Genomic DNA, 23,938 nt, shown 5'->3' with positions numbered 1-23,938 from the left:
GTTCAGGGACCGATCAGCGTTGCGACCTGGTCGATCGCAGTGAGGCTGAGTTCGCTCGACCGGTCCGCCACCAGCGGCGCGGCGGCGATCAGTGCGGCCAGGCCCGCCAGCACACCCGCCGGCAGCCCGAGCGAGAACAGGTTGAGGCTGGGCGCCGATCGGCCGATCACCGCGGTCGCGACTTGCACCAGCAGCAGGATCAGCGTGACCGGCAGCGCGATGGCGATGGCGGTGGCGAACATCGTCGTGCCGAAGCCCAGCAGCGCGTGGATGCGGTCGGGCCCGAACCAGTGCCCGCCGGGCGGAAAGGTCTCGTAACTCCGCAAAATCAGCGCAATCCAGCCCAGGTGCGCGTTCAGCCCCAGGAACACCACCGTCAGCACCACCGCGAAGAAATGGCCGAGCGCGGGCGATTGCGTGCCGCTTTGCGGATCGATCGAAGCGGCCATGTTCATGCCCATGCCGCCGCCGATGATCTCGGCCGCGATCGTGGGCGCGGCGAACGACAGTTGCAGCACGAAGCCCAGCACCAGCCCGATCAGCACCTCTTGCAAGGTCGCCATCAGACCGGCGAGCGACAGCAGTTGCACCGGCGCGGCGATGGGCGTCCACGCGCAGACCATGACCGCGATGGCGCCCGCCACGATCACCCGCGCTTGAGCCGACACGCCTGCCGCGCCGAACAGCGGCGCCGCAACCATGGCCGCGCCGATCCGCGTCATTGCGAACACCAGCCGCCAGAATTCGGCCTCAAGGTGGCCGAAACCGAAGTCGAGACCGTTCATCGAGAAATCGTGGCGATGGTGGTGAATATGTCGCGGGTGAAATCGCCGATCAGCGTGAGCATGGCGCCGCCGAGCACAACCAGCACCAGCGCGGTGACGGCCAACTTGGGCACGAAAGTCAGCGTCTGTTCGTTCACCGACGTGGCCGCCTGGATCACGCCGACCACCAGCCCGACCGCGAGGCTGGCGAGCAGCACCGGAGCGGCAACGAGCATCGTCACCCACAGCATCCGGTCGGCCAGCGCCAGCATGGCGGAGGTTTCGTCCGGCCCCATCACGCGAAGCTCGCCGCAAGACTGCCCATCAGCAGCGCCCAGCCGTCGACCAGCACGAACAGCAGCAGCTTGAACGGCAGCGACACGATCGTCGGGCTCATCATCATCATGCCCAGGCTCATCAGCACCGACGAGACCACCAGGTCGATCACCAGGAACGGCAGGAACAGCATGAAGCCGATTTGGAACGCCGTTTTCAACTCGCTGGTGACGAAGGCCGGCAGCAGGATCGAGAACGGCACATCGGCCGAATTGCCGAACTTCGGCGCCTTGGCCATCGTCGCGAACATCGACAGGTCATGCTCGCGGGTCTGGCGGATCATGAAGCCGTGGAATTCGTGCGCGCCGTTGGCCAGCGCGGTTTCGGCGTTGATCATGCCCGCCGAATAGGGCGCGATCGCGGTCTGGTTCACCTTGTCGAGCGTTGGCGCCATCACGAACAGCGACAGGAACAGCGACAGCCCGATCAGCACCTGGTTGGGCGGCGATTGCTGGAGGCCCAATGCCTGCCGCAGGATCGACAGCACCACGAGAATGCGCGTGAAGCTGGTCATCATCAGGATCAGCCCGGGCAGCAGCGTGAGCAGCCCCATGACCAGCAACAATTGCAGCGACAGCGACAAGCTGCCGCCCCCTGAACCATTACCGGCCTGATTGCCCTTGATCTCGCCGAATGCGCGATCGAGCGCGCCGGGTACGGCGGCTGGGGCGGCGGCGGTCGGGGCTGCGACGGAGGTGGCTACCGGCTGGACCGGCACGGCCTGAGCAAGCACGGGCGTCGCTGCAAACAGCGCGAGCAGCATCAGGATCCGGCGGATCACGCCGCGCCCTCCGCTTGCTGCCGTGCCGGCGCCTCGGCCAGCCGGGCAATCCCGCCGCGCGAGACCGAAACCAGGATCTCGCGGCCGTGGAATTCGATTACCGCCAGCTTGAGCGTAGGCGACATCATCTGTGTTTCAATAACCCGCACCGAACGCGGGCCTTGCTTGGCGGCAAAGCGATCCTGCGCGCCGCGCGCCAGCTTGAGGCTGCCCCACACCAGCGCCGCAATCAGCGGCAGCATGACCAGCAGCTTGAGGATGTACCAGAGCATTACAGGCCCCCAACCGGGACAGTGGAGGCCGAAGTCCCGCCCACCAGCTCGACGATGCGCAAGCCGAACCGCGTGCCCTCGGCCACCACTTCGCCGCGCGCGATCAGCTTGCCGTTGACCATCACGTCGAGCAGTTCGTCGGTCAGCCGGTCGAGCATGACGACGCTTTCCTCGGCGAGCGAAAGCACGTCCTGCAGCGTCATCCTGGTGCGGCCGAGCTCTACGGTCAGCCGGACATCGACGTCCTTGATCAGGTCGAAACCGCGCATGGGAATGGTCATGAAATCAATGCCTTGTTTGTTTGACTAGGAAAGAATCTGGATAGCGACGCGTTCGTCCGAAGCGCCCACGCTGCCGTGCGCCACGGTCACGTCGCCGATGCGCAGCGGCACCCGCCGCGCCACCGAGACCGGCAGCACTTGCCCGAGTTCGAGCTGCGACAGCGCGGACAGCGGCAGCGCCATGTCGACCAGCACCGCCGAAAGCAGCAACGGCATCGACGCGAACGGTTCGGCCTGCGGATCGGGCGCGCGCGGGGCGCTGCGCGGGCGCGGGGCCGGCTGGTCGCCCCCGTTTGCATTTGCGCCGAACAGCATTTCGAGCGTGGTCAGCGGAAAGGCGAGGTCGATCGTCCAGGTGGCGCGGGTGGCCTCCTCGATCTTGAGCGACATCACCGCCAGTGGCGTATCGCCGGCGAATGGTGCAAGCTGGGCCAGTTCGCCATCGCGGCGCAAAGGGCGGATCGCTTCGGCCTGGCCGCCCAGCGCGCTTGCGATCGCGCCACCCAGCAGCGCTTCGAGCCGCTCGATCGCCAATTCCGCAGCGAGCGGAAAGGCGCGCGGCAAAGTCTCCGGCGGCAGCCCGGCACCACCGAACGCGCGGTCGACCAGAGCAAAGACCGCCGCGGCGTCGATCACCACGAGGAACGGCGCGCTGCTCACCCCGGCGCCGAGCAGGCAATTGGCGGCAAGCGGTGCCGAAGCGAGTTCGTAGTCACCGAACGTGGTTTTCTGAGGGGTGGCGCGCGGGATCTCGAGCCGGACATCGCCGATCAGCGGCGCCAGCGCACCCGGCAAGGCCTTGGCGATGCGCTGCCCGACGCGCTCCAGCCCGCCGATCAGTTCGGTGGCGCCAGGGCCCGGGCGCAGCAACGCCGCGCTGTGCTGTGCCAGCGCGCGCTCGGCAACGAAGCCACGTTGAGGTTTCATGGGACGGTACTTGCCCTTGCTACGGTCTGAAGTTTCGTGCGCCGAGGATCACTGGACCAGGAAGCTGCGGAAATAGACCTGGTCGACCCCGCCGAAGCCTTCTTCCTCGGTCAGGACCTTGTTGATCGCCACGGTCAGCCGCTCCTGCAGGTGGTCCTTGCCTTGCGCGGTGTGCGCATCGGTGTCGGGCGTATCGGCCAGCACCACCAGGATCGCTGAACGGATCGCCAGTTCGTGCTTCTTCAGCCACATCAGCACGCGCCCGTCGCGGTGCGTGGAACAGGCAATGCTCATCTGCACGAGCGACGGCGAATCGCGCAAGTTCGAGGTGAATTCGTCGGTGAAGGTGTAATAGGCGGTGCGGTATGCGCTGCCGCCTTCGCCCTCGACTTCGGTGCCCTTGGCTTCTTCCTTGCCGCCTTCACCACCCTTGGGCGCGTAAGGGTCTTCCTCGCCCTTTTTCAGCAGCTTGGGCACGTCGGCCTCGTGCTTCGATTCCTTGACCCCGCCGATCACGCCGATCTTGACCAGCGCGAACGCCGTGCCGGCACCGCCGCCGATCATCACCAGAAGGCCCATCACCACCAGGATCATGCCCTTGCCCTTCCTGGGCTTGGCGTCCTTGTCCTTTTCCTTCTTGTCGGCGCTCATCGATCAATCCCCCTGGAAGCTATGCGTGTGGCCTGTCGCGGCGGCGCCGATCAGGCGAAGATGTCCGGATCGGGGCCGTCGCGGTTGGCGGCCTGTGAAGCTGTGCGCGGCAGCGGTCGGTTCCCACCCGGCTGACGTGGATCGGGCTGGCGTTGATCGGCCTGGTTCTGGCCGGCTTGACCTTGGCCAGCCTGGCCTGAACCGGTTTGCGCAGACCCTTGACTGGTCGAACTGCCGAAGCTGCTCGATGATTGTTGCTGGCCGTTGCCGGGCTGTCCTTGTCCGGCGTTTGCGCTTGCATCGGCGGCCGCGGCTGCCGAAACGGCTGAAGCAAAGCCGGGGTCGGCGCTCGCCATCGTTACCGCCAGCGCATCGCCTTCGTGGCGGAAGCGCAGCGCAACCGGGCCGAAGTCGGCATGCGCCAGCGACACCGAAACCGGCGCCGTCATAGCCTGAGGCGATGCGTGTTCGCGGGCGCGGGCGATCGTGTCGACCAGCGTGGCAAAATCAACGCGCCCTGCGGGCGAGACGGATGCCGCTGCCGTGGCTTCCGATGGATTGCCGAACGCCACTGCAACCGCGTGCATGAATGGTGCGACCAGCGGAGCAGGCGCAAGGGTGGGGGCGGCCTGTGCAAGTTCACGCGGCGCTGCGTCCAGCCGATCGGCAGGGTCAGAATCAGCAGCAGCGGCAGCGGCAGCGGCAGTGGTGACGGTTACAGTGCGGCCGCGCGGAGTTTGCTGGAACAAGGCTGGTGGCCGCTCGCCGCTGCCTTCGACCGGCGCCGCGCTCATCGGCAAGGCTACCTGCATCGTCGCTGCAACCGGCAGTGGCGACGCGTTGGCGGCGAGGCGGGTCAGCGGAGCAGCCAGTGCGTTCCGCACCATTTCAGTCGCACCGATCGGCGCAGGGTCTCCCGCGGTCTGCTTTGCGGCCGACGCTGGCAGCACGCGCCTGGCGGTCTCGGCTGCAGGTTCAGCAGCAGCCTCACGCCCGGAACCGAGGGTTTTCGCGGGCAGACGCACAATGGCGACAGCCGTGGGCTTCGGATCGTCTGTCGCCGGTGCAGGCGGTTGCGGCAGGATCAGCGGGCTCGCGATGGCAACTGGCGCGATCGCAGGGGCGGGCACGTCGGTTGAAGCCGGGTCTGCAGGCGTGGAGTCGTCGGCCGGCGCGGCATCGGCGGTTGAATCATTGGCGGAGCTCGCAACCGCCGGGAAGGCGATGGCCGGCACGACTGCGCTGGCGATGCCGGGTTGCGGCAGAACTTTGCCGGTTGGCGGCGGAGTTCTGCCGGTTGCGGCAATCGCTCCCTCGGGAACCGATCGCGCCATGACCGCGAAGAACTGCGCGATCGGCCGAGTGCCGGATGGCGCCGCCGGGCTTGCGGCAACGGGGTTTGCAGCAAGTTCCGAAGGCTGAGGTGTGGCCGTCTGCGCATTCGGCAAACCCGCCAGCAGGGCGCTGAACGACACCGTATCGGCGCTCCCCGAGCCTGCACCCGCCGTTTCCGGTCCCTCGACAGGCACCGCCGGATTGCCGATCCCGCCCGCAATCGCAAGCAGGCCAGCGCCGGGTGCCGGGGACAGAAGGGCAGTTGTCGCGATCATCGGCATGGGCTCCAGCGGCTTGGTTCGCATCGTGTTAATCAAGAAGCGTGCCAGTTGGTGGGCCAGATCCCGTTTCGGTGTTCGCCCGGCGCGACGATCCCACCGGTTGCGCGGCGGTCTTGCGCGCCATGGTGCGCTGGTGGGCGATGGCGCGTTCCTCGACCGCGGCGCGGCGTCGTTCGGCCTGCGCGGCTTCGGCGTTGCGCGCATCGGCGTTGGTGCGCGCCCGATCGGCATCGGCGCGGGTACCATCGGCGACGCGGCCAAGCCCTTCGACGAAGCGGTATTGGTGAACCAGCGCATGGCCGTCGCCGGCGTCGGCGCGCGCGGCATAGTGGCCGTGCATCGCCTGGGTGCGTTCCATCAACGCGGTCAGTTGCGCCAAAGTACCCTCGGCCCGGCCTGCCTCAGTCAACGCTTGATGGCGCGCGATACTGCGCAGCCGTTCGAGCCGCTGGAGCCGCGCAAGTTTCTTGCGGTCCTCAGTCATGTGTTAGCGGTCATGGGCCAAGCAGTGCGTGTAGTGCGGCCACGCTGTCATCGAGCGGGATCACATCGTGCGCATCCTGGCCCATGAACCGCACCAATTCGGGGTGCATCGCGATCGCAGTGTCGAGATCGGGGTCGGCGCCGGCGCGGTAGGCACCCATCAGCACGAGATCGCGGTTGGCCTCGTAGCTCGCCACCAGCGCGCGGAACCGGCGCGCCAGCCGGGCGTGATCGGGCGCGACAATGTCGTTCATCACGCGGCTGAGCGAGGCGGCAATGTCGATCGCCGGATATTGCCCGCGCTGCGCCAGATCGCGGCTGAGCACGACATGCCCATCAAGGATCGCGCGCGCGGTGTCGACCACCGGGTCGTCGTGATTGTCGCCATCGGCCAGTACGGTGTAGAGCCCGGTGATCGAGCCGCCGCTCGCCGCCGACTTACCCGCGCGTTCGACCAGCTTGGTGATCGTGGCGAGCGCTGACGGTGGATAACCGCGCGCCGCACCGGGTTCGCCCAGCAGCAGCCCGATTTCTCGCGCGGCGTGGGCCACGCGGGTCAGGCTGTCCATGATGAGCAGCACGCGCTTGCCCTGGCTGCGGAAATATTCGGCCAGGCTGGTGGCGAGCAACGCGCCGCGGATGCGCAAGTTGGGGGCGTGATCGGCGGGCACAGCCACCACTATGCTGCGCGCGCGCTTGGGCCCGACCATGTGCTTTTCGACGAAATCCGAAACTTCGCGCGCGCGTTCGCCGATCAGGCCGACGATCACCACTTCGGCGTGCGCGCCGTGCGCGATCATGTCGATCAGCACCGATTTGCCCACGCCCGATCCGGCCATCACGCCGATCCGCTGGCCAACCCCGAAGGTGGTCAAGGCGTTGAGCGCGCGCACGCCCACGTCGAAACATTCGCGCACCGGCGCCCGATCGAGCGCGCCGGTGCGGATGCCACCGGCGGGCCATTCCTCGCGCGCAGAAATCGCCGGGCCGCCGTCGATCGGCTTGCCCTCGGCATCGACCGCGCGGCCGAGGAACCCTGCGCAGACGGGCAGCATTCCGGGCCGACCCTCGGTGCGGACCTTGCCGCCCGGACGCAGCAGCACCGGATCGCCAAGCAGCATCATCAGCGTGTTCGACCCGCGAAAGCCGATCACCTCGGCACCCAGATTGCCGATCCGGCACATCGTCCCGATCGGCACCGACAGCCCCGAAACTTCGAGCAGACCGCCGTCGCAAGCGGTGAGCAAGCCGTATCGAGCGGGGGTGAAATCGGGTTGCACCACCGACATACCATCGAGCAGGCCGTCAAAAGTGCTCAACATTCGCGGAGCGCCTCGACCAGCGCGGCGTGCCATTGCTCGGGGCCGTCCTCGACCCCGCCATGGCGTCCCTCGATGCGCAAGCTTCCGCGCGGGAGCAACGGGTCGGGTGTCATTGCCCAATCGGCCGGCAGGCGCGGCTGGACCAGTTCCAGATCGTCTGGATGAAGCCGGATCACACGATCGTCATCGGCGCGCGCCAGCATGGCAGCGGCGGACTCGACCCGCCGGGCCAGCGCGGCGGGATCGAGCGCGGCACCTCCCAGCGCGGTTTCGCACAGCGCCATGACGGTTTCGCGCAGCCGATCGGCCAGAGCGCGCGTCTGTTCGGCATCTAGCCGGGCGGCGGCGATGGTCAGCGCGCCCCAGGCATCCTCGCGCGCGATACGTTCGGCTTCGGCTTCGGCGCGGGCCTCGGCAATGCCCTGGTCGTAACCCGCAGCGTGCGCTGCCACGATCGGGTCGGGCACGTCGGCGTGCATTTCGGCGGCTGGGGCCGGTGGCGGCGCGGCCCGTTTCGAGGCAAAGCGCGCATCGCCCAGAAAGCCGCCGGGTGCGCGGCCCAGCATTGCCAGTGAAGCACGAACTGGGCCGACTTCCAGACCGACAGTGGCCACCAAAGTGTCAGACATAATCGTCGTCGCCCGCGCCGAACACGATCACGCCTTCGGCCGCGAGCCGGCGCGCGACGGTGACGATGGCCTTCTGCGCTTCGATTACTTCGGCCATCTTCATCCGGCCAAGCTGCGCGATTTCGTCGCGCAAGCCGTCGGCGGCGCGGCTCGACATGGCGCGGAAGAACAGCTCGCGCTGGTCTTCGCCGATGCCCTTGAGCGCGGCGATCAGGCGTTCGCTTTCCACCTCGCGCAGCAGCGCGCCCATCGCCTTGTCGTCGAGCGCGAACAGATGCTCGAACTTGAACATCTCGCCCTCGATCGTGCGCGCCAGCGCTTTGTCGAGCTTGGCGATCTCGGGCATCACGCGTTTTTCGACCGTGCGTGCCGAAGCGTTGAGGATCGCGGCGGCTTCCTGCACGCCACCCAATTCCAGCGGCGCGGCGCCGTGGCGTTCACCGATCCGCTGCGCCAGTACGGCTTCGAGCATTGCGATCGCTTCGGCCGAGACGGGGCCGAGCGTCGCCACGCGGTGCACCACCGCGCTCTGGATGGTATCGGGCAAGGCATGAAGCACTTGCGCGGCGACATCGGGGTTGAGCTGCACCAACAACACCGCGATCGCTTGTGGTGGTTCGTCGCGGATCAGCGGCACCAGCACATCGGCGTTGAGCCAGCGCGCGATTTCGATCGGCGAAACCTTGGGTGGGCCTTCGGGGGCGATCCGTTTCATCAGGTTGTCGGCCTTGAGTTCGCCCAGCGCGCCGATCATCAGGTTGGACACGCGTTCGAACCGGCCGTGATCGGTCAGCCCTTGTGTATCGGCATGCTCGACGAAGCCGGCGATGGCATCGACGATCGAGGATGGGCCGATTTCGCCCAGCGCCACCATGCGTTCGCCCAGCAGGCGCAATTCGTCGGGCTCAAGCTGCGCCAGCAGGCGGCTGGCCTGGGCATCTTCCAGGATCATCACCATCACCGCGGCGCGGTCGGGCCCTGCTATTTCGGACAGCGCGGTCATGCCGTTTTCGCTTCGGCGTTTTCGCCCTGCTTGAGCAATTGGCGCAGCGCGATGACCGCGCTTTCGGGGCGTTCGTGCGCGAGTTGCTGGGCCAGGCCGATCTGGCGCTGGAGCAGGTTTTCGTCGATCTGGCCGGTCTCGGGATTGACCGGATTGGCGGCCACGACTTCGGCGGCGAGATCGACTTCGGCTGCGGCGTCGTCGTCATCCTTGTCGTTCACGGCGGCTGCGGGCGCGGCATCGCGCTTGAGCGCCTTGACCAGCGGACGCACGCCCATCAGCATGAACATCAGCACCGCAATCAGCGCGACCGCGTTGCGCACCACCATCGCAAACCACGGCGCTTCGTAGAATGGCACCGGCACGGTCACGTCCGGCTCGAACTTGCGCACCACCACGGTGACGACGTCGCCGCGCTGCGGATTGGCGCCGACCGCGGCGCTGACCAGTTGCTTGATCTGGTCGATATCGGCAGGCTTGGCCTTCTTGAACGCGGCGTCCGACAGCCCGACCGCGACCGATAGCCGCTTGAGCTTGCCCGGGGTGGCGGTGCTGACCGCAACCTCGCGGCCGAGCTCGTACGTCTTGGTCGATGCGCTCTCGCCCGATTGCGGCGCGGGGCTGGCGGAGGCCGCCGGAGATGGCGTCCCCTGCGGCGCGCCCGGTTGCGCTGCGGTGGGTGGGGGCGGGGTGTTGGACAACACGCCCGGCACGCCGACCGCGCCGCTGGTGCCCGAATTCTGCGATTGCGAAGTGATCTCGCTGCGCACCACGCCGTTCTTGTCGTAGCTTTCGCGCGCCGAGGTCTGCTGGTCCATGTCGAGCTCGACCTGGATCTGGGAGCTGAAATTGCCTTCGCCGACCATCGGCGCCAGCAATTGCGACACCTGCCGGCGCAGCTTGTCTTCCATACGGCCTTGCAATTCGAAACGCTCGGCATCGGCACCGCCGTGCGCCGAGAGCAGCCGGCCGTGCTGGTCGACCACCTTGACCGCGTCGGGCGTCATCCCCGGCACCGATCCGGCGACGAGGTTCACGATCGCCTGGACCTGGCTTTCGGCGAGTGAACGCCCGCTGGCGAGCTTGACCATGACCGAGGCGGTGGGGGGCGTGTTGTCGCGCACGAACACCGATTTTTCCTGTTCGGCCAGGTGGACGCGCACCGATTCGACGCCGTCGATCTGCTTGATCGTCAGTTCCATCTCGCGTTCGCGCGCGGCCAGCATGCGTTCGCCTTCCAGCCCGCGCGAGGCGCCCATCGGCAGCTTGTCGAGCATCTGTTGCCCGGTTTCGGGCTGCGCCAGCGCGCCGTCGGACGCCACCAGCATCCGTGCCTTGTAAAGGTCATCTTCGCCCACGGTGATTGCGCCGGTGCCGTTGTCGATGTGATATTTGATCGAGGCCTTGTCGAGCGCGCCGGCCACGGTCGCGCGTTCGCCATCGGACAGCGTGGAATACAGCATCCGCTGCGATTGCGGCGCCAAAGCCTGCCACATCAGCGCCGCGCCGCCCAACCCGGCGGTGAGCGCGAACCACGGCAGCGCCTTCCTCACCGGCGGCTGGCCGGCAAAGCTGCGCAGGCGGCTGAGCGCGGAACCGCCCGCCGGATCGGTCAGCGGGGTAAGGATCGAGTCGCGCCCAAAGCCAGCGGACGGTTCTGCGGAAAGGGGCACGAGATCGGCCATGGCTTAAACGCCCATCCTCATGATGTCCTGGTAGGCGGAGATCAGCTTGTTGCGGACTTGCAGCGTGGCTTCGAACGCAACGCCGGCTTCCTGGCGGGCCAGCATGACCTTGGCGACATCCATCACCTGGCCCTTTTCGTAGCCGTCGGTGAGCGTTTCGGCCTTCGCCTGCGTGGACTGGACGCCATCGAGTGCGGACTTCAGCGCGCCGGTGAACCCGCCGGTCGACCCGGTTGTCGGGGCACTGACCTGCGCTGTCGCATCGGGCGCGTGGAGGTTTTGGAGCAGTTGTGATCGATCGATGATCTGCTGGCGCAGCGCGATGATCTGCTGGATGCCACCCGCGCCCCCGCCTATCCCCCCGATCCCACTCATCGCCGGCCGCCAATTATATCAGCTTGTCGGCCTCCGCCGACGGTGATGCCGGCCTCACGAAAGCTGGCGAGGCGATAGCGCAGCGTGCGTTCGGATATGCCGAGTTCGCGCGCTGCGGCCACCCGGCTGCCCCCGCAGCGTTCGAGCGTGGCGAGGATCGCGCGCGTTTCCGAGATCTGCACGATGTTCGACAAGTTGGCGCTGGCATCACTCAGGCCAAGCGCGGTCGGTTCGCTGTTGCCTTGCCGCAGTTCGAGCGGTCGTGGGCTTTCGATCGGGCGGATCGGGCGGTCGAACGAAATGTGCTCGGGCCCGATCTCGGGCGCGACGCCTGCCAGCAACAGCGCGCGGCGGATCACGTTTTCCAGCTCGCGCACGTTGCCCGGCCAGGGGTGCGCGGCCAGCAGTGCCAGCGCGTGGTCACCCAGCCACGGCACTGCGGCGCCTTCCGGTGAATGCCGCAGCAGCATCGCGAACGCGAGCGGCGCGATATCGGCGCGGCGTTCGCACAGCGCGGTCAGCGTCAATGGGAACACGTTGAGCCGGTAATAGAGATCGGCGCGGAAGCGGCCTTCGTCGACTTCCAGTGGCAAGTCGCGGTTGACGCAGGCGATCACGCGTACGTCTACCTTGATCGGCCGGGTTGCGCCCAGCGGCACAACTTCGCCTTCCTGCAACACGCGCAGCAGCTTGGCCTGGAGCGACAGCGGCATCTCGGCGATTTCGTCGAGCAGCAGCGTGCCGCCGTCGGCCGCGCGGAAGAAACCTTCGGCAGCGGCATTGGCGCCGGTGAACGCACCCTTCTGGTGCCCGAACAGCAGCGCTTCGAGCATCGTTTCGGGCATGGCCGCGCAATTCACGCCGATGAACGGCCCGGTCGCACGCGGCGAGTGTTCATGGATGAAGCGGCTGAGCACTTCCTTGCCGGTACCGGTCGGCCCGGCGATCAGCACCGGGATGTCGCTTTGCGCGATGCGTTCGGCCAGCGCCAGCACCGACAGCGTTTCGGGATCGGCGGCGACAGGGCTGCCGGGGCGGCGCGTCGCGGCGATCAGCGCGGCTTGCGTCGCCGGGCTTTCGGAATCGGTATAGTGCAGCGTAAACGTTGCGTCGCGGCCCACGCGGCCCACGCGGTTTTCGCGGATCAGGGCCGGAGCAGCGCGACGTTCGAGCCGGATCGTCGTGCGGCTTGCAGTCCGCGAAGTGCTGCCCGCCAAGGGTGCGCCGGCGGCAGGTTCGCTGGCGTCGATCAGCGCCACCGGCGCTTCGCCCGCAGCACCGCTACCCAGGTTGCCCAGCACCGCGGCCGCCCGGCGCAGCAGCGGCATGTGCTTTTCCGCCGCCCGATCGCTGAACAACAGCGCGTCTCCAACTCCATTCATGCCCGTAATCCCCCTCGCGAAAAGCCCGGTTCCTTAACCGTTTCGCCGGGGTTCAATTTCGCGCGTAAACGTCAAATCCTTGGTAGGATTAATGCCCGTCACTTTACCTAGTTAAACTACGTAACTGCGCGAATTTGCCGCTGCCCCTCCCTTAATTCCGGCGCGCTTTTGCCGCTCTTTGCCGGGACAGCCGCGAACCAACCTGGTTTGGCCGGCGGTCTTCAAGGGAACGACCTTTCAGGCCGGGGCAATCAAGCCCGAACGCAAAGCGGAGATTTCAGCATGACCGTGATCAACACCAACATCAACGCCACCAAGGCCGCCAACGCTTCGAACATGGCTACGATGATGCAGGGCCAGTCGATGGAACGCCTGTCGACCGGCAAGCGCATCAACAGCGCCAAGGACGATGCTGCCGGCCTTGCCATCTCCACCTCGATGACATCGCAGATCAACGGCATGAGCCAGGGTATCCGCAACGCGAACGACGGCATCTCGCTGGCACAGACCGGTGAAGGCGCGCTCAACGAAGTCACCAACATGTTGCAGCGCGTTCGTGAACTGGCCGTCCAGTCGTCATCGGGTACTTACCAGGCCGCTGACCGCACCAACATGCAGCAGGAAGTGACGTCGCTGACCACGCAGATCGGCAGCGTCCTGACCAACACCAAGTTCAACGGCAACGCGCTGTTCAGCACCACGGCGGGCACCGACAAGACTTTTTCGATCCAGGCCGGCGCCAACTCGGCCGACGCGATCACACTGACCAGCAAGGCAATCGACGGCACCAATACCTCCGCCACCGCGCTCGACGTGACCACGGCGGCAAAGGCGACGACCACGATCGCCAATGTCGATCTTGCACTGGCCGACGTGTCTGCCACCAACGCCGGGCTGGGTGCCGGGGAATCGCAGCTCAACTCGGCGGTCAACAACCTGACCAACAACGCCACGAACCTGACCGACGCACGGTCGCGGATCATGGATACCGACTATTCGGCCGAAACGACCAAGATGGCCAAAGCGCAGATCCTCAGCCAGGCGTCGACCGCGATGATCCAGCAGGCCAACCAGAGCGCCCAGAACGTGCTTTCCTTGCTGCGTTAAGCTTAACCGACCAACCGAACCACCCGCCTCCATCGGGTGTGAGCCCGGCGATCCTCCCCCCCGGATCGTCGGGCTCCTTGGCGTCTGGCGCTTGTGTCGGACGCCGGTCGATTTACCCTTTTGCGGATAAGGGACCTCCCGTATCCCAGCCCCGCCCGCGACACCGGTCGCGGGCGTTCGTCTGCGACAACCGTCGTGGACGTTTGCGAAAGGGAGTCGCAATGCAATATATCATCATGGCCCTGGTGGGCCTCGTCGTCGGAGCAATCGCCCGGCTGATCTATCCCGGCCACCAGTCGATGGGCTGGATCGCGACGATCATCCTGGGCATCGCCGGTTCGTATTTCGCGGGCTTTGTCGCCAAGCTGATCCACAAGAACGATGCCGGGCAAGTCAATCCTGCCGGGTTCATCTATTCGATCGGCGGCGCGCTCGCGCTGATCTTCATCGCGCACAACCTGCTGCACCTGGTCTGAACAGCACGGCGCAGGCTTCAAAACCCGCTCGTTCGCGAGTTCTGGTCCAGGCGCTGATCCAGACACGATTGCGCCGGAGACGGGGGGACCGGCTCCGGCGCAATCAATTCAAAGCTGTTGCTGTCAGCGGGGCAATGCCCTGGCCGCCTCGATCGCGTCGGTCGGTAGCGTTTCGGCTGCGGACCGGCTGTCGGGTCGATCGCGCGCGCCGTGCTTGCGGCGACAGGATCGGTGGTTACTTCATCAGCACGATCGAAATCCGGCGGTTGCGCGGGTCTTGCGGGTTGTCCTTGATCAGCGGTTCCTTGTCGGCCACGCCTTCGATCCGGTGAAAGCGGCCTTCGGCAATGCCCGCGCGCAGCAGCGACTGCCGCGTGGATTCGGCCCGCCCGGCTGAAAGCGACCAGTTGTTCGGCCCGCCCAAAATCCCGTTGTCGCCACCCGGTTTCCACGGCAGCGCATCGGTGTGGCCGCGGATGGTGATCTCGGCCGGATCGGTGCCGACCGCTTGCGCAATCGCCGCCAGCAACTGACTGGCATCGGGGGTCAGCAGCGTCGTGCCCAGCCGGAACATCGAGAATTCGGCATCATCGACCAGGTCGATCCGCGTGCCTTCGCTGGTGTCGACCATCTTGACCTGCCGCGCCAGCCGGCGGAGCCGTTCGCTGGCCTGAAGCCGCTGCATCACCTTTTGCACCAGCTTTTGCTGCGGCGTCGGCTGCTGGGGTTGGGGCTTGCTGGCGTTGGTCTGCCTGGTCGCGGCGCCGCCTTCCTTGGGTCCGCCCGTCGTATCGCGCGGAATGGTCAGTGACTTGGTGCCGGTCTGGCCCTTGCGGTTGGGGTAATTGTCCACATCGGTTATCGATGAACCACCCAGCAGGCCGTTGGAGCCGGCCGAGCCCGCTTTCATCTTGACCAGGGTGGGGGTGAAATAGTCGGCCAGCCCCTTGCGCTGTTTCTCGGTGGTCGCACCCAGCAGCCACAACAGCAGGAAGAATGCCATCATCGCGGTCACGAAGTCGGCATAGGCGACCTTCCACGCGCCGCCGTGGTGGCCGCCGGCGATGATGGTGACCTTTTTGACGATGATCGGGGTGGGCGGCGGGTCTTGTCTGCCGCGCGGGGCCTTGGCCATGGCGGATTACTTTCCGCGCATCGCATCGAGCAGTTCGGACAGGCCGGGGCGGAATGCGTGGCCCAGGCCCGAGCGCGCCCCTTCCACCACCAGCGGTTGCGGCCAGCCGTGAAGGCTGGCGATCACCACTTGCTTGACCGCGTGGAAGATCATTTCGTCCTGGTCGATCACCTGCTTGAGCCGGCCCGCCATCGGCGCGACCACGCCGTAAGCCAGCAGCACGCCCATGAACGTACCGACCAGCGCCGATCCGATCATCCCGCCCAGCACCGAAGGCGGCTTGTCGATCGAGCCCATCGTCTTGACGATGCCGAGCACCGCCGCGACGATGCCCAGCGCGGGCAATGCGTCGGCCAGGTTCTGCAACGCGTGCTGCGGTTCGGCCATTTCGTGGAAGGTGGTTTTCATGGCGTTGTCCATGACCTCTTCCACCGCGTGAACTTCAAGCGTGCCCGAAGACACCACGATCAGCGTCAGCGTATCGCAGATCAGCGAAATCAGGGGCTTGTTGGCAAGAAGGCGCGGATATTCGGCGAAGATCGGCGAAGTGCCCGGCTCGGTCACATGGCTTTCGAGCGCGACCGGGCCATCGGAACGCAATGTTTTCATCAGCTTGGACACCAGCACGATTGCGTCGATGTGATCCTGCTTGTTGTGCTTGGGGCCCTTGAAAACCTTGGCAAAACCGCCGCCGATGCCCTTCAGCTCGAACATCGAGTTGCCGGTGACGGTGGCCCCGGCGGCGGCACCCAGGATGATCAGCAATTCGTGCGGAATCGCCTCCATGACCGGGCCGAGCGCACCGCCGGTGATGGCGAAGCCGCCGAACACCATGACGAAAAGGATGATGATCCCGACGATCGAAAACATAAGCGTCCCTTACCCCCCTGGGAATGACTCGAGCGTGAAACGCCACCGCCGGTTCCACCCGGCGCGGCGCACGAATTAATTGATCTTGTCGAACAGGTTAAGGCTCGCCAGCTTGGTGAAGCTTTCCTGGCTGGCCGACAGCACGAGCAAGGTTTGCTGAAGCTGCACCACGGTGCTGGCAATATTGGTGCCGCCCAGATCACTCTGTTCGGTGGTGCGCAAATCGCCCACCGTCTGCCGGTGTTGCGTGGCTAGATCGACGAACGCGAGCCGCGACCCCACTACGGTCTGCGCGTTGGCGATCGCATCGAGCCCGTTGCCCAGCGCGGTCAAAGACGATTGCGCAGCGGCTTGCGGGTTGCCGGAACCGGCCTGCAACGCGTCTGCAAGCGTCTTGATCGTGGCAAGCAAGTCGGTCGGCGCGCCGGCGACGTTGAAACTGAGGAATTCTGGCCCGGTCAGGCTGGTGGTCACGCTCTGCCCTTCGCCGAGCGAGACTTGCGTTGCGGTTGCCGCGCCGGTGTAGCTCGCATTGCCCGAGGCATCGAGCGTGTACGCCTGGCCGCTGGCGCCTCCTGCCACCTGGCCGCCGAACAGCGCGTTGCCGGTGGCATCGCGGGTATTGGCCAGGCTGACGAGTTGGGAGTGGATCTGCGAAAGCTGCACCCCGATCGAGGCGCGCTGGCTGGTGTTCAGGACTGCGCTGGCGGCCTGGGTGGCCAGGCCTTGCGCTTGCGTGACGGCGTCGGCGAAGCTTTGCAGCGTGGTGTCGGCCAGCGTCAGATCGGCGTTGGCGCGGTTGCTGGCGGTGGTGTCGATCGCGCTCAGCGTCTGCGCGCGCGTCAGTTCGCGCAGGCGTGCAGCCGCCACCGGGTCTTGCGACGCGGTGGCGAGCCTTTGCCCGCTGCTGATCTGGCCTTGCAGCGTGTTGGCCTGCGCCCGCAGCGCGCCGATGTCCTGCGTCGATCGATCGAAGAACGCGGACGTGGTGGTGGAGGAAATCATGGCCTTACCTCAGGTTCAACAGCGTTTCGAACAGCGTCTGCGCCACCTGGATCACCTTGCCCGAGGCCTGGAACGCCTGCTGGTAGCGCACGAGATTGACTGCCTCGTCATCGAGGTTGACCCCCGATTGCGCGGCCAGCGCGGTCTTGGCGTTGTCGCTGATCGTTTTCAGCGCATCGCGGGTGGTGGTGTTCGAAGCGACCGTGGCCGAAACATCGAACAGCAGCGCGTTGGTCTGGCCCGAAGGATCGGCGGCGGTCAGCGCGGTTTTGAGCGCGGTCAGGTTGCCGGCGTTGCGGCTCTGGGCACCGGCGCCGGCGGGAGCGGTGGCAATGGCCGATCCGGTGACTGCGGCAATGTCGAACGTCAGCGCATTGGTGCCGGTAAACAGCGGCTGACCGGCGGTGCCATCGAGCGCGACGCCGCTGGATTGCGCGGTGTTGACGGTCGAAATGATCGAGGCCGCGATCGTGTCGAGGCTCTTGCTCACCGTATCGAGTTTGGTCAGCGCGAGGTTCGCGCCAGCGAGACTGCCGCCCGAAAACGACACCGGCGCTACGCCGATCGCGTAAGCCAGCGTGCCATTCGGGTTGGTGGCGGCGGTGAGGGTTGAAGCGGTCACGCCCGCGACCAGGTTCGGCCCTGAGCTTCCGCCAAGCTGGACTTGCACGGTGCCGTTGGCGGCAAAGGTGGTGGTAACGTCGCCCAGCTTGCTCAGCTTGTCGAGCAACTGGTCGCGCTGATCGGCCAGCGCGGTCTGGTCGCTGGTGCCTGCACCCACCGCGACAATCCGCGCGTTGGTCAGCGCCAGTTGCGTGGCGATATCGTTGACTTGTGAAACGCCGGCTTGCGCATCGAATTGCAAACCCTTGCCAACCGAAACCAGTTCCTGCGCCGCGATGCGGAAGCCGCCCGCCAGCGTGCGCCCCTGCTCGATCACGGCGGAGCGCAGCGAGGCGTTGGTGGGATCGGGGCCGAGCTGCTGCAACGCGCTCTCGAACCCGGTCAGCGCATCGTAAATCCCTGAATTTTCGACCGAGCTTTCGATCTGGGTGAGCCCCGACAATTCGGTATCGGCGCGGGCGGTGTCGCTGCCGGTGCGGCGCACGTCGGACTGGCGGAAGGCATCGGCGTTGCGCGTGATCCCGGCGATGCGCACGCCCGCCAGGCTGACATCGCTTTGCGTGGTGCTGTTGCGCGTGCCGGCAACCTCGCTCAGGTCGATCGACCGGCGGACATAGCCCGGGGTCGCGGCATTGGCGATGTTCTGCGCCGAAACGTCCAGCGCCGCGCGGGCGGCCCGCGCGCCGCTGGAGGCAATGGCGATGAGATCGGAAGCCACGGCTTAGCCCCCCTTCGGCGGAGTTGGCGCAGCAAGCCCGACTTGCGCCGATAGTTGCTTCTCGATCATCGCCGCCAGCCCGAGCGAGCCCCTGGCGGCCGCGATGTCGGCAAAGCGTTCGTCCTGCATCTGGCGGAAGGTGTCGTTGGCCTGGCTTTTGAACAGCGTGTCGCCCATGTTCGCCGAGCGCGCCGAAGCGAGCATCTGGCGCACGAAGATCGCCTCGAACTTCTGCGCCGTGGCGTGCAATTTTGCCTGAGTTGCCGAAGGTACGGGCTTGGGCGCGACCGCACCGCCCATCGGCGAACCGACAGGCGATACGGCCGCACCCGGCGCGACGGTGGAAAATGATATGGGGGGGCTCATATCACCACCATCTCCGCCCGCAGCGCACCGGCCTGCTTCAACGCCTCCAGAATGGCGACGAGGTCGGACGGGCTGACTCCAAGCTTGTTGAGCGCGTTGACCAGCGACGAGAGCGACGCCCCCGGCTTGAACAGCGCGACGTGATTGCCGCCTTCGTCGACCGAGATCTGGCTGGACGGCGTAACCGTGGTCTGCCCGCCGCTGAAAGCATTGGGCTGCGACACCCTGGGCTTTTCGTCGATCTTGATCGTCAGCTTGCCGTGGCTGATCGCGGCGGGTGACAGCCGCACGGCGGCGTTGATCACCACGGTGCCGGTGCGGCTGTTGACGATGACCTTGGCGGCACTTTCGGCCGGGCTGACATCGATCATCTCGATCGCCGCCATCATGCTGGCGCGGTCATTGGCGGAGGCGGGCAGGGTAAACGCCAGGCTCACTCCATCGAGCACGGTGGCAATGCCGGGATAGCGGCGGTTGACCGCATCGCGCACGCGCGCGGCGGTGAGGAAATCCGATGCAAACAGGTTCCAGTGCAGTTGCGGGGCCGAATCGAACCCGGTCGACACCGCGCGCTCTACCGTGGCACCACTGTCGATCCGGCCGACGGTGGGGATATTGACCGTGAGCTGCGAACCATCGCGCGCCGAAATGCCCAGGCCACCGACCGCGAGGTTGCCTTGCGCCATCGCGTAGATCTGGCCGTCGGCACCATAAAGCGGTGCCATGATCAGCGCGCCGCCGCGCAAGCTCTTGGCCTTGCCGATCGCGGATACGGTCACGTCGATCGGCTGGCCGGGCTTGGCGAAGGCGGGCAATTCGGCGGTGATGAGAACGGCGGCGGCGTTCTTGAGGCCGGGCGCCACGCCCGGCGGCAATTGCAGGCCGAGCCGGCCCGAGGCGCCCTTCATGGCTTGCGTCAGGTATTCGAGGTTGTCGTCGCCGCTGCCCGCCAGGCCCACGACCACGCCGTAGCCGGTGAGCTGGTTGGCACGCACGCCCTGGAAAGCGCCGAGATCGCGCACCCGCTCGGAGCGTGCCGCAGCAGGTGCCAGCGCGACAAGCGCTACGAGGATCGAGGAGAAGAGGCGGTGCATCGGTAATCCTCAGAACGGGCTGACAATGTTGAAGAACTTGGACAGCCAGCCTTCTTTCGCCGCGCGGTTGACCGAACCGTTGCCGGTATATTCGATCCGCGCATCGGCGATCTGGGCGGACGAGATGCGGCTCTGCTCGTCGAGATCGGCCAGGCGGACGATCCCCGAAAGCTGCACCCATTCCTGCCCCTGGCTGAGCAACAAGCGTTTTTCCCCTTTGACCAGCACGGTTCCGTTGGCGCGCACTTCGGCAATGGTCACCGCCACCGAACCCGACAGGCTCGACGTCTGGGTGGTATTGCCCGTGCCGTTGAACGACGATCCGCCCGAGGCATTAAGGGCGTTGGGGTTGAGGAAACCGAGCGGTCCGGCGGTGGGCGGGATCACGTTGAAACTGCCGCTTTTCTGGGTCTTGCTGCCCGCGGTCTTGGAGGTGGAGGTCGATTCGACCAGCAGCACGGTGATCGGATCGCCCACATGGCGCGCGCGGCTGCCTTCGACCAACGCGGCATAACCGGTGCCGACATGGAAGATCGCGCCGTCGGCAATGGCCGGGGGCGGCACGGCGACCGGCGGCATCGACGCCGCAAAGCCTTCGGGCGGCTTCTTGGCATGGGCATGTTCGGGCGCGAGCAACAGCGCGATGAGGCTGAACCACACCAGCGCGGTTGCGCCGAGCAGTGCCCGCGAATGCTTGACCAGGTGCGGCCGATGGATTTTGCTGCCGCTCACAGCGTCTGGTTCGCGTTCTTGAGCATTTCGTCGACCGCGCTGACCATCTTCGAATTGATCTCGTAAGCGCGCTGGCATTCGATCATGTCGACCAGTTCCTCGACCACGTTGACGTTGCTCGCCTCCAGCATGCCCTGCTTGATGTTGCCGCGCCCGGCTTCGCCCGGAGGGCCGACTTGCGGTGCGCCGCTGGCGCCGGTTTCCTTGAGGAAGTTGTCGCCGATCGCCTGCAATCCCGCCGGGTTGGTGAAGCTGGCAATGGTGATCTGGCCCAATTGCGTGGGCTTGCCGCTGCCATCGACGGTGGCGGACACCGTACCGTCGGGTGCCACGGTGATCGCGGTCGCGCCCGCCGGCACGGTGATCGGCGGCTGGACGGCATAGCCTTGCGAGGTGACCAGTTGCCCCTCGGCCGAGCGAGTGAAATTGCCCGCTCGGGTGAACGCGGCCTGCCCGCCGGGCAGGTTGACCTGGAAATAGCCATCGCCGTCGAGCGCCAGGTCGAGCGCGTTGCTGGTGGTCTGCAACGATCCCTGCGTGTCGATCCGGCTGGTGCCCTGGAGCTGGACGCCGGTGCCCAGGTTCAGCCCGGTGGCGTAAGCGCTCTCGGTCGAGGACTGCTGCCCGGCAACGCGCGCGTCCTGGTAGGCGAGCGTCGCGAAATTGGCGCGATCGCGCTTGAAGCCTGTGGTGCCGACGTTGGCGAGGTTGTTGGCGATCACGCGCATCCGCGTATCCTGGGCTTCGAGCCCGGTGCGCGCGACGTGGAGGGCGGAACTTGGCATGGGTGTTTTCCTTCTTAACCGGCCGGAAGCCGCATCAGGCTCTGGCCCTGTTCGTCGATGTCCTTGGCGGTCGAGACCAGCTTGGTGCGGATGTCGAACAGCCGCTGCGCCTCGACCATCTGGATCAGCACGTCGGACGGGCTGACGTTCGACTGTTCGAGCGCGCCGACTTGCAGCTTGGCGTCCTCGTTGGCGGGCAAGCTGCCGCCTCCGATCACGCGGAACAGCCCGTCGAGGCCTTTGGCGATCTTGCTGCCGTTGGTGCTGGCCAGCTTGATCCGGTCGATCACTTGCGGCGGCGCGCCGGGGTTTTCGATCTGCGCCACGTTGACGCTGCCATCGGCGCTGAGCGTGACTTTCGATCCCGGCGGCACGCTGATCGGGCCCGAAGACCCGATCACCGGGCGGCCTTCACCGTTCTGGAGCACGCCGCCTGCGCTGACCGACAAGTCACCTCGGCGGGTATACGCCTCGGTGCCGTCCTCGCCCTGCACGCTGAGCATCGCATCGCCCGACAGCGCCACGTCGAGCGGGTTACCGGTCTGGGTGAGCGAGCCTTCGGCCATGTTGGCGCCGTGGACCTCGCCATCGGTCATCGCGCGCGCTTCGAGCGCGGGTGCACCATTGGGCCCGACCTTGAGCGTGACGGGGGTGGCGGTGAGCGTTTCGGCGCGGAAACCGATGGTCTGCGCGTTGGCCATGTTGCTGGCGATCACGCGCTGGCGGACCATCGATCCGTTCATGCCCGAATAGGCGGTGAAGATCAGGTGATCCATTAGTTGCGCAACTGGATCACGGTCTGGAGGATCTGCTGCGAGGTATCGATCGCCTTGGAATTGGCCTGGAAATAGCTTTGCGCGGTGATCAGGCTGACCAGTTCCTCGCCCAGGTCCACGTTCGATTGTTCGAGCGCGCCCGATAGCAGCGGTCCAGCGGGGCCGGTGCCCGGCGCGTTGTAGGTGGCCGCGCCCGATAGCCCGGTCGATTCCCAGCTCGACGATCCCAATTGCTTGAGCCCTTGCGGCGTGGTGAAGTTGGCGACCGCTACCGCACCGATGACCGCGTTCGTGCCGTCGGCGTACGCCGCGCTCACCGCCCCCGTCGTCGAAACGCTGACGCCGGAGAACTGCGCGCCCGCGGCATTGGTCAGCGGAATCTGGATCGCGGCGGGGGTGGTCGATGTGATCGTGCCGGTGGGCGATGTCGGGAAGCCGGTCAGCCGATTGAGCGACTTGTTGACGATGAAGCCCTGGCCGTCGATCTCGAAGCCGCCCGCGCGAGTATAGACCGTGTTGCCCGAACTTGGCGAAACGGCGGTGAAGAAGCCGTCGCCGTTGATCGTTAGGTCTAGCGCGGAACCGGTCTGCGTGATCGGGCCGAGCGAGAAGTTCTGCGTGATCGCTTTTACGGTCGATCCGATTCCCACGGTCAGGCTGGGGTTGGTCAACACCGAACTGGCGACGACGTCGGCGAACGACGCCGACGATTTCTTGAAGCCGGTGGTCTCGGCATTGGCAATGTTGTGGCTGATGACGTTGATGTCGGTCTGCGCGTTCTTGAGACCGCTGAGCGAAGTGTAGAAGGACATGGGTTTCTCCGAAGGTTCAGGTGGTGGGCGTGCTGTTGGCGGCAGGTCCCGCAGCCGGCGGGCTGGCGGCGATGACCTGGCCCAGCTCGCTGATCATCGTATCGAGCTTGCCGGCGATCTGGGTCAGCGTGCTGCCCATGCTGGTGGTGGCCGAAAGCGAGGTGAATTGCGCCAGTTGCGCCACCATCGCGGTGTTGTCCGAGGGCTTGGTCGGGTCCTGGTTCTGGAGCTGCGCCGACAGCATCTTGATGAAATCGCCTGCGCCGAGCGAGGCAAACCCGGTCTTGGGGGCGGCGGCGGTGGTCGCCGGACTGGCGGAACTGGTGGCGGAAACGGCAGTGGTCATCGGTGTTTTCCTTCGCGCGATCAGAGGGGTCAGGGTTTCATTCGCAGCGTGTCGAGCATCAGCTGCTTCGATGTCTGGAGCGCCTCGACCACGTTCTGGTACTGGCGGGCGCTGTCCATCATCTCGACCATCTCGGCACTTTCATCGACCGGGGCTGCCCAGACATCGCCGTTGGCATCGGCCAGCGGGTTGTCGGGCTCGTGCTGGCGGACGGGGTTGGCGTTCGATCGGTAGACGCCGTTGACCTTGACCGTGGAGGTGCCGGTGGCGGCATCGAGCTGTTCGGAAAACACCGTGCGCAACGGACGATATGCGTCCTTCTCGCTGCCCGATACGGTGCCTGCGTTGGCCAGGTTCGAAGCGGCGGTGTTCATCCGCACCAACTGTGCAGACATCGCGCGCTGCGCCTGGCCGAACACGCTGAGCGGGCCGTTTGGTGAGGTGGTGCCCATCGCTATTCGCCCTTCAACGCGCGCATGGTGGTGCCGACGCGGTCCTTGATGAACGACAGAGTGGCCGAATAGCCGACCGCGTTTTCGGCAAAGGCGGTCTGTTCGGTGGCCATCTCGACGGTGTTGCCGTCGA

29 protein-coding genes and 1 pseudogene are annotated in these 23,938 nt (G+C 66.2%); 2 read left to right on the top strand and 28 right to left on the bottom strand.

The window, feature by feature from the left end; translation table 11 throughout:
* Positions 1-2: 2 nt before the first annotated feature.
* From fliR to Q0R16_RS09700, 15 genes are read right to left on the bottom strand one after another with little or no spacing between them, the layout of a single operon-like run.
* Complete coding sequence (gene fliR, locus Q0R16_RS09770) at positions 3-785, bottom strand: flagellar biosynthetic protein FliR (protein WP_295635682.1); 783 nt, start codon at positions 783-785, stop codon at positions 3-5.
* Positions 782-1,060, bottom strand: coding sequence for a flagellar biosynthetic protein FliQ (locus tag Q0R16_RS09765; RefSeq protein ID WP_295635756.1), 279 nt, complete (start codon positions 1,058-1,060; stop codon positions 782-784). Before Q0R16_RS09765 ends, fliR begins: the two co-directional genes overlap by 4 nt.
* Positions 1,060-1,863 carry a flagellar type III secretion system pore protein FliP gene (gene fliP / locus Q0R16_RS09760; protein ID WP_295635755.1) on the bottom strand — a complete coding sequence of 268 codons (804 nt, stop codon included), beginning with the start codon at positions 1,861-1,863 and terminating at the stop codon, positions 1,060-1,062. Before fliP ends, Q0R16_RS09765 begins: the two co-directional genes overlap by 1 nt.
* A 14-nt stretch (positions 1,864-1,877) precedes the next feature.
* Positions 1,878-2,153 (bottom strand): flagellar biosynthetic protein FliO, encoded by a 276-nt coding sequence (locus tag Q0R16_RS09755; RefSeq protein ID WP_295635680.1) that lies wholly within the window; start codon positions 2,151-2,153, stop codon positions 1,878-1,880.
* A complete protein-coding gene (gene fliN, locus Q0R16_RS09750) occupies positions 2,153-2,434 on the bottom strand; it encodes a flagellar motor switch protein FliN (RefSeq protein ID WP_295635678.1) in 282 nt (93 codons plus the stop codon). Before fliN ends, Q0R16_RS09755 begins: the two co-directional genes overlap by 1 nt.
* 24 nt (positions 2,435-2,458) lie before the next feature.
* Entirely contained in the window at positions 2,459-3,361 is a 903-nt protein-coding gene (locus Q0R16_RS09745; RefSeq protein WP_295635676.1) for a FliM/FliN family flagellar motor switch protein, read from the bottom strand.
* 48 nt (positions 3,362-3,409) lie between these two features.
* Positions 3,410-4,012 carry a flagellar basal body-associated protein FliL gene (locus Q0R16_RS09740; protein ID WP_295635674.1) on the bottom strand — a complete coding sequence of 201 codons (603 nt, stop codon included), beginning with the start codon at positions 4,010-4,012 and terminating at the stop codon, positions 3,410-3,412.
* Positions 4,013-4,062: 50 nt separating this feature from the next.
* Complete coding sequence (locus Q0R16_RS09735; RefSeq protein ID WP_295635672.1) at positions 4,063-5,652, bottom strand: hypothetical protein; 1,590 nt, start codon at positions 5,650-5,652, stop codon at positions 4,063-4,065.
* A 4-nt stretch (positions 5,653-5,656) separates the two neighbouring features.
* On the bottom strand, positions 5,657-6,112 hold the full coding sequence (locus Q0R16_RS09730; protein WP_295635671.1) for a hypothetical protein: 456 nt from the start codon (positions 6,110-6,112) through the stop codon (positions 5,657-5,659).
* A 10-nt stretch (positions 6,113-6,122) separates the two neighbouring features.
* Positions 6,123-7,433, bottom strand: coding sequence for a FliI/YscN family ATPase (locus Q0R16_RS09725; RefSeq protein WP_295635669.1), 1,311 nt, complete (start codon positions 7,431-7,433; stop codon positions 6,123-6,125).
* The gene (locus Q0R16_RS09720) at positions 7,427-8,062 is read right to left on the bottom strand and encodes a FliH/SctL family protein (protein ID WP_295635667.1); all 636 of its coding nucleotides are present in this window, start codon (positions 8,060-8,062) and stop codon (positions 7,427-7,429) included. Before Q0R16_RS09720 ends, Q0R16_RS09725 begins: the two co-directional genes overlap by 7 nt.
* The gene (locus Q0R16_RS09715; RefSeq protein WP_295635665.1) at positions 8,055-9,065 is read right to left on the bottom strand and encodes a flagellar motor switch protein FliG; all 1,011 of its coding nucleotides are present in this window, start codon (positions 9,063-9,065) and stop codon (positions 8,055-8,057) included. The genes Q0R16_RS09720 and Q0R16_RS09715 overlap by 8 nt, the downstream gene beginning before the upstream one ends.
* On the bottom strand, positions 9,062-10,750 hold the full coding sequence (gene fliF / locus Q0R16_RS09710) for a flagellar basal-body MS-ring/collar protein FliF (RefSeq protein ID WP_295635663.1): 1,689 nt from the start codon (positions 10,748-10,750) through the stop codon (positions 9,062-9,064). Before fliF ends, Q0R16_RS09715 begins: the two co-directional genes overlap by 4 nt.
* 3 nt (positions 10,751-10,753) lie before the next feature.
* A complete protein-coding gene (gene fliE, locus Q0R16_RS09705) occupies positions 10,754-11,125 on the bottom strand; it encodes a flagellar hook-basal body complex protein FliE (RefSeq protein ID WP_295635661.1) in 372 nt (123 codons plus the stop codon).
* Positions 11,122-12,507: a sigma 54-interacting transcriptional regulator gene (locus Q0R16_RS09700; protein WP_295635659.1), complete on the bottom strand. Its 1,386-nt coding sequence runs from the start codon at positions 12,505-12,507 to the stop codon at positions 11,122-11,124. The genes fliE and Q0R16_RS09700 overlap by 4 nt, the downstream gene beginning before the upstream one ends.
* A 282-nt stretch (positions 12,508-12,789) precedes the next feature.
* Between Q0R16_RS09700 and Q0R16_RS09695 the strand changes: the two genes are divergently transcribed.
* Together Q0R16_RS09695 and Q0R16_RS09690 are read left to right on the top strand one after the other, a co-directional pair.
* Positions 12,790-13,614: a flagellin gene (locus Q0R16_RS09695; protein ID WP_295635657.1), complete on the top strand. Its 825-nt coding sequence runs from the start codon at positions 12,790-12,792 to the stop codon at positions 13,612-13,614.
* Positions 13,615-13,835: 221 nt separating this feature from the next.
* On the top strand, positions 13,836-14,090 hold the full coding sequence (locus Q0R16_RS09690) for a GlsB/YeaQ/YmgE family stress response membrane protein (protein WP_295635655.1): 255 nt from the start codon (positions 13,836-13,838) through the stop codon (positions 14,088-14,090).
* Between the two features lie 235 nt (positions 14,091-14,325).
* Here Q0R16_RS09690 and Q0R16_RS09685 read toward each other — a convergent pair whose 3' ends face one another.
* The 13 genes and pseudogenes from Q0R16_RS09685 to flgB form a co-directional block, all read right to left on the bottom strand.
* Positions 14,326-15,225 (bottom strand): flagellar motor protein MotB, encoded by a 900-nt coding sequence (locus tag Q0R16_RS09685; protein WP_295635654.1) that lies wholly within the window; start codon positions 15,223-15,225, stop codon positions 14,326-14,328.
* Positions 15,226-15,231: 6 nt separating this feature from the next.
* On the bottom strand, positions 15,232-16,095 hold the full coding sequence (gene motA / locus Q0R16_RS09680; protein ID WP_295635652.1) for a flagellar motor stator protein MotA: 864 nt from the start codon (positions 16,093-16,095) through the stop codon (positions 15,232-15,234).
* Between the two features lie 75 nt (positions 16,096-16,170).
* Positions 16,171-17,100 carry a flagellar biosynthesis protein FlgL gene (locus Q0R16_RS09675; protein ID WP_295635650.1) on the bottom strand — a complete coding sequence of 310 codons (930 nt, stop codon included), beginning with the start codon at positions 17,098-17,100 and terminating at the stop codon, positions 16,171-16,173.
* Positions 17,101-17,104: 4 nt separating this feature from the next.
* Complete coding sequence (flgK, locus tag Q0R16_RS09670; protein ID WP_295635648.1) at positions 17,105-18,442, bottom strand: flagellar hook-associated protein FlgK; 1,338 nt, start codon at positions 18,440-18,442, stop codon at positions 17,105-17,107.
* 3 nt (positions 18,443-18,445) lie between these two features.
* Complete coding sequence (locus Q0R16_RS09665; protein ID WP_295635646.1) at positions 18,446-18,808, bottom strand: rod-binding protein; 363 nt, start codon at positions 18,806-18,808, stop codon at positions 18,446-18,448.
* Positions 18,805-19,902: a flagellar basal body P-ring protein FlgI gene (locus Q0R16_RS09660; RefSeq protein WP_295635644.1), complete on the bottom strand. Its 1,098-nt coding sequence runs from the start codon at positions 19,900-19,902 to the stop codon at positions 18,805-18,807. The genes Q0R16_RS09665 and Q0R16_RS09660 overlap by 4 nt, the downstream gene beginning before the upstream one ends.
* Before the next feature lie 9 nt (positions 19,903-19,911).
* On the bottom strand, positions 19,912-20,634 hold the full coding sequence (locus Q0R16_RS09655) for a flagellar basal body L-ring protein FlgH (protein WP_295635643.1): 723 nt from the start codon (positions 20,632-20,634) through the stop codon (positions 19,912-19,914).
* Complete coding sequence (gene flgG / locus Q0R16_RS09650; protein WP_295635641.1) at positions 20,631-21,419, bottom strand: flagellar basal-body rod protein FlgG; 789 nt, start codon at positions 21,417-21,419, stop codon at positions 20,631-20,633. Before flgG ends, Q0R16_RS09655 begins: the two co-directional genes overlap by 4 nt.
* A gap of 14 nt (positions 21,420-21,433) precedes the next feature.
* On the bottom strand, positions 21,434-22,195 hold the full coding sequence (gene flgF, locus Q0R16_RS09645) for a flagellar basal body rod protein FlgF (protein WP_295635639.1): 762 nt from the start codon (positions 22,193-22,195) through the stop codon (positions 21,434-21,436).
* Positions 22,195-23,007 carry a flagellar hook-basal body complex protein gene (locus Q0R16_RS09640; protein ID WP_295635637.1) on the bottom strand — a complete coding sequence of 271 codons (813 nt, stop codon included), beginning with the start codon at positions 23,005-23,007 and terminating at the stop codon, positions 22,195-22,197. Before Q0R16_RS09640 ends, flgF begins: the two co-directional genes overlap by 1 nt.
* 16 nt (positions 23,008-23,023) lie before the next feature.
* The gene (locus Q0R16_RS09635) at positions 23,024-23,353 is read right to left on the bottom strand and encodes a flagellar hook capping FlgD N-terminal domain-containing protein (RefSeq protein WP_295635635.1); all 330 of its coding nucleotides are present in this window, start codon (positions 23,351-23,353) and stop codon (positions 23,024-23,026) included.
* Between the two features lie 29 nt (positions 23,354-23,382).
* On the bottom strand, positions 23,383-23,805 hold the full coding sequence (gene flgC, locus Q0R16_RS09630) for a flagellar basal body rod protein FlgC (protein WP_295635633.1): 423 nt from the start codon (positions 23,803-23,805) through the stop codon (positions 23,383-23,385).
* A 2-nt stretch (positions 23,806-23,807) separates the two neighbouring features.
* Positions 23,808-23,938 (bottom strand): annotated as a pseudogene (gene flgB, locus Q0R16_RS09625) (flagellar basal body rod protein FlgB); the annotation flags it as partial.

Origin of the sequence: Novosphingobium sp. (genome assembly GCF_025351285.1) — a bacterium.
In the GTDB taxonomy this organism is placed as follows: Bacteria; Pseudomonadota; Alphaproteobacteria; order Sphingomonadales; family Sphingomonadaceae; genus Novosphingobium.
The sequence above is the reverse complement of the archived record's forward strand: the minus strand, read 5'-3'. Positions and strand labels throughout refer to the sequence as shown.

Coding starts and splice junctions, on each gene's coding strand:
- Q0R16_RS09700 (WP_295635659.1), bottom strand. CDS start 12,507: ATGAATGGAGTTGGAGACGCGCTGTTGTTCAGCGATCGGGCGGCGGAA.
- Q0R16_RS09640 (WP_295635637.1), bottom strand. CDS start 23,007: ATGTCCTTCTACACTTCGCTCAGCGGTCTCAAGAACGCGCAGACCGAC.
- Q0R16_RS09635 (WP_295635635.1), bottom strand. CDS start 23,353: ATGACCACTGCCGTTTCCGCCACCAGTTCCGCCAGTCCGGCGACCACC.
- Q0R16_RS09745 (WP_295635676.1), bottom strand. CDS start 3,361: ATGAAACCTCAACGTGGCTTCGTTGCCGAGCGCGCGCTGGCACAGCAC.
- Q0R16_RS09755 (WP_295635680.1), bottom strand. CDS start 2,153: ATGCTCTGGTACATCCTCAAGCTGCTGGTCATGCTGCCGCTGATTGCG.
- Q0R16_RS09740 (WP_295635674.1), bottom strand. CDS start 4,012: ATGAGCGCCGACAAGAAGGAAAAGGACAAGGACGCCAAGCCCAGGAAG.
- Q0R16_RS09715 (WP_295635665.1), bottom strand. CDS start 9,065: ATGACCGCGCTGTCCGAAATAGCAGGGCCCGACCGCGCCGCGGTGATG.
- Q0R16_RS09725 (WP_295635669.1), bottom strand. CDS start 7,433: ATGTTGAGCACTTTTGACGGCCTGCTCGATGGTATGTCGGTGGTGCAA.
- motA (WP_295635652.1), bottom strand. CDS start 16,095: ATGTTTTCGATCGTCGGGATCATCATCCTTTTCGTCATGGTGTTCGGC.
- fliN (WP_295635678.1), bottom strand. CDS start 2,434: ATGACCATTCCCATGCGCGGTTTCGACCTGATCAAGGACGTCGATGTC.
- Q0R16_RS09735 (WP_295635672.1), bottom strand. CDS start 5,652: ATGCGAACCAAGCCGCTGGAGCCCATGCCGATGATCGCGACAACTGCC.
- fliP (WP_295635755.1), bottom strand. CDS start 1,863: ATGCTGCTCGCGCTGTTTGCAGCGACGCCCGTGCTTGCTCAGGCCGTG.
- Q0R16_RS09765 (WP_295635756.1), bottom strand. CDS start 1,060: ATGGGGCCGGACGAAACCTCCGCCATGCTGGCGCTGGCCGACCGGATG.
- flgG (WP_295635641.1), bottom strand. CDS start 21,419: ATGCCAAGTTCCGCCCTCCACGTCGCGCGCACCGGGCTCGAAGCCCAG.
- Q0R16_RS09675 (WP_295635650.1), bottom strand. CDS start 17,100: ATGATTTCCTCCACCACCACGTCCGCGTTCTTCGATCGATCGACGCAG.
- fliE (WP_295635661.1), bottom strand. CDS start 11,125: ATGAGTGGGATCGGGGGGATAGGCGGGGGCGCGGGTGGCATCCAGCAG.
- Q0R16_RS09690 (WP_295635655.1), top strand. CDS start 13,836: ATGCAATATATCATCATGGCCCTGGTGGGCCTCGTCGTCGGAGCAATC.
- flgC (WP_295635633.1), bottom strand. CDS start 23,805: ATGGGCACCACCTCACCAAACGGCCCGCTCAGCGTGTTCGGCCAGGCG.
- Q0R16_RS09730 (WP_295635671.1), bottom strand. CDS start 6,112: ATGACTGAGGACCGCAAGAAACTTGCGCGGCTCCAGCGGCTCGAACGG.
- Q0R16_RS09695 (WP_295635657.1), top strand. CDS start 12,790: ATGACCGTGATCAACACCAACATCAACGCCACCAAGGCCGCCAACGCT.
- Q0R16_RS09660 (WP_295635644.1), bottom strand. CDS start 19,902: ATGCACCGCCTCTTCTCCTCGATCCTCGTAGCGCTTGTCGCGCTGGCA.
- fliF (WP_295635663.1), bottom strand. CDS start 10,750: ATGGCCGATCTCGTGCCCCTTTCCGCAGAACCGTCCGCTGGCTTTGGG.
- fliR (WP_295635682.1), bottom strand. CDS start 785: ATGAACGGTCTCGACTTCGGTTTCGGCCACCTTGAGGCCGAATTCTGG.
- Q0R16_RS09720 (WP_295635667.1), bottom strand. CDS start 8,062: ATGTCTGACACTTTGGTGGCCACTGTCGGTCTGGAAGTCGGCCCAGTT.
- Q0R16_RS09685 (WP_295635654.1), bottom strand. CDS start 15,225: ATGGCCAAGGCCCCGCGCGGCAGACAAGACCCGCCGCCCACCCCGATC.
- flgF (WP_295635639.1), bottom strand. CDS start 22,195: ATGGATCACCTGATCTTCACCGCCTATTCGGGCATGAACGGATCGATG.
- Q0R16_RS09665 (WP_295635646.1), bottom strand. CDS start 18,808: ATGAGCCCCCCCATATCATTTTCCACCGTCGCGCCGGGTGCGGCCGTA.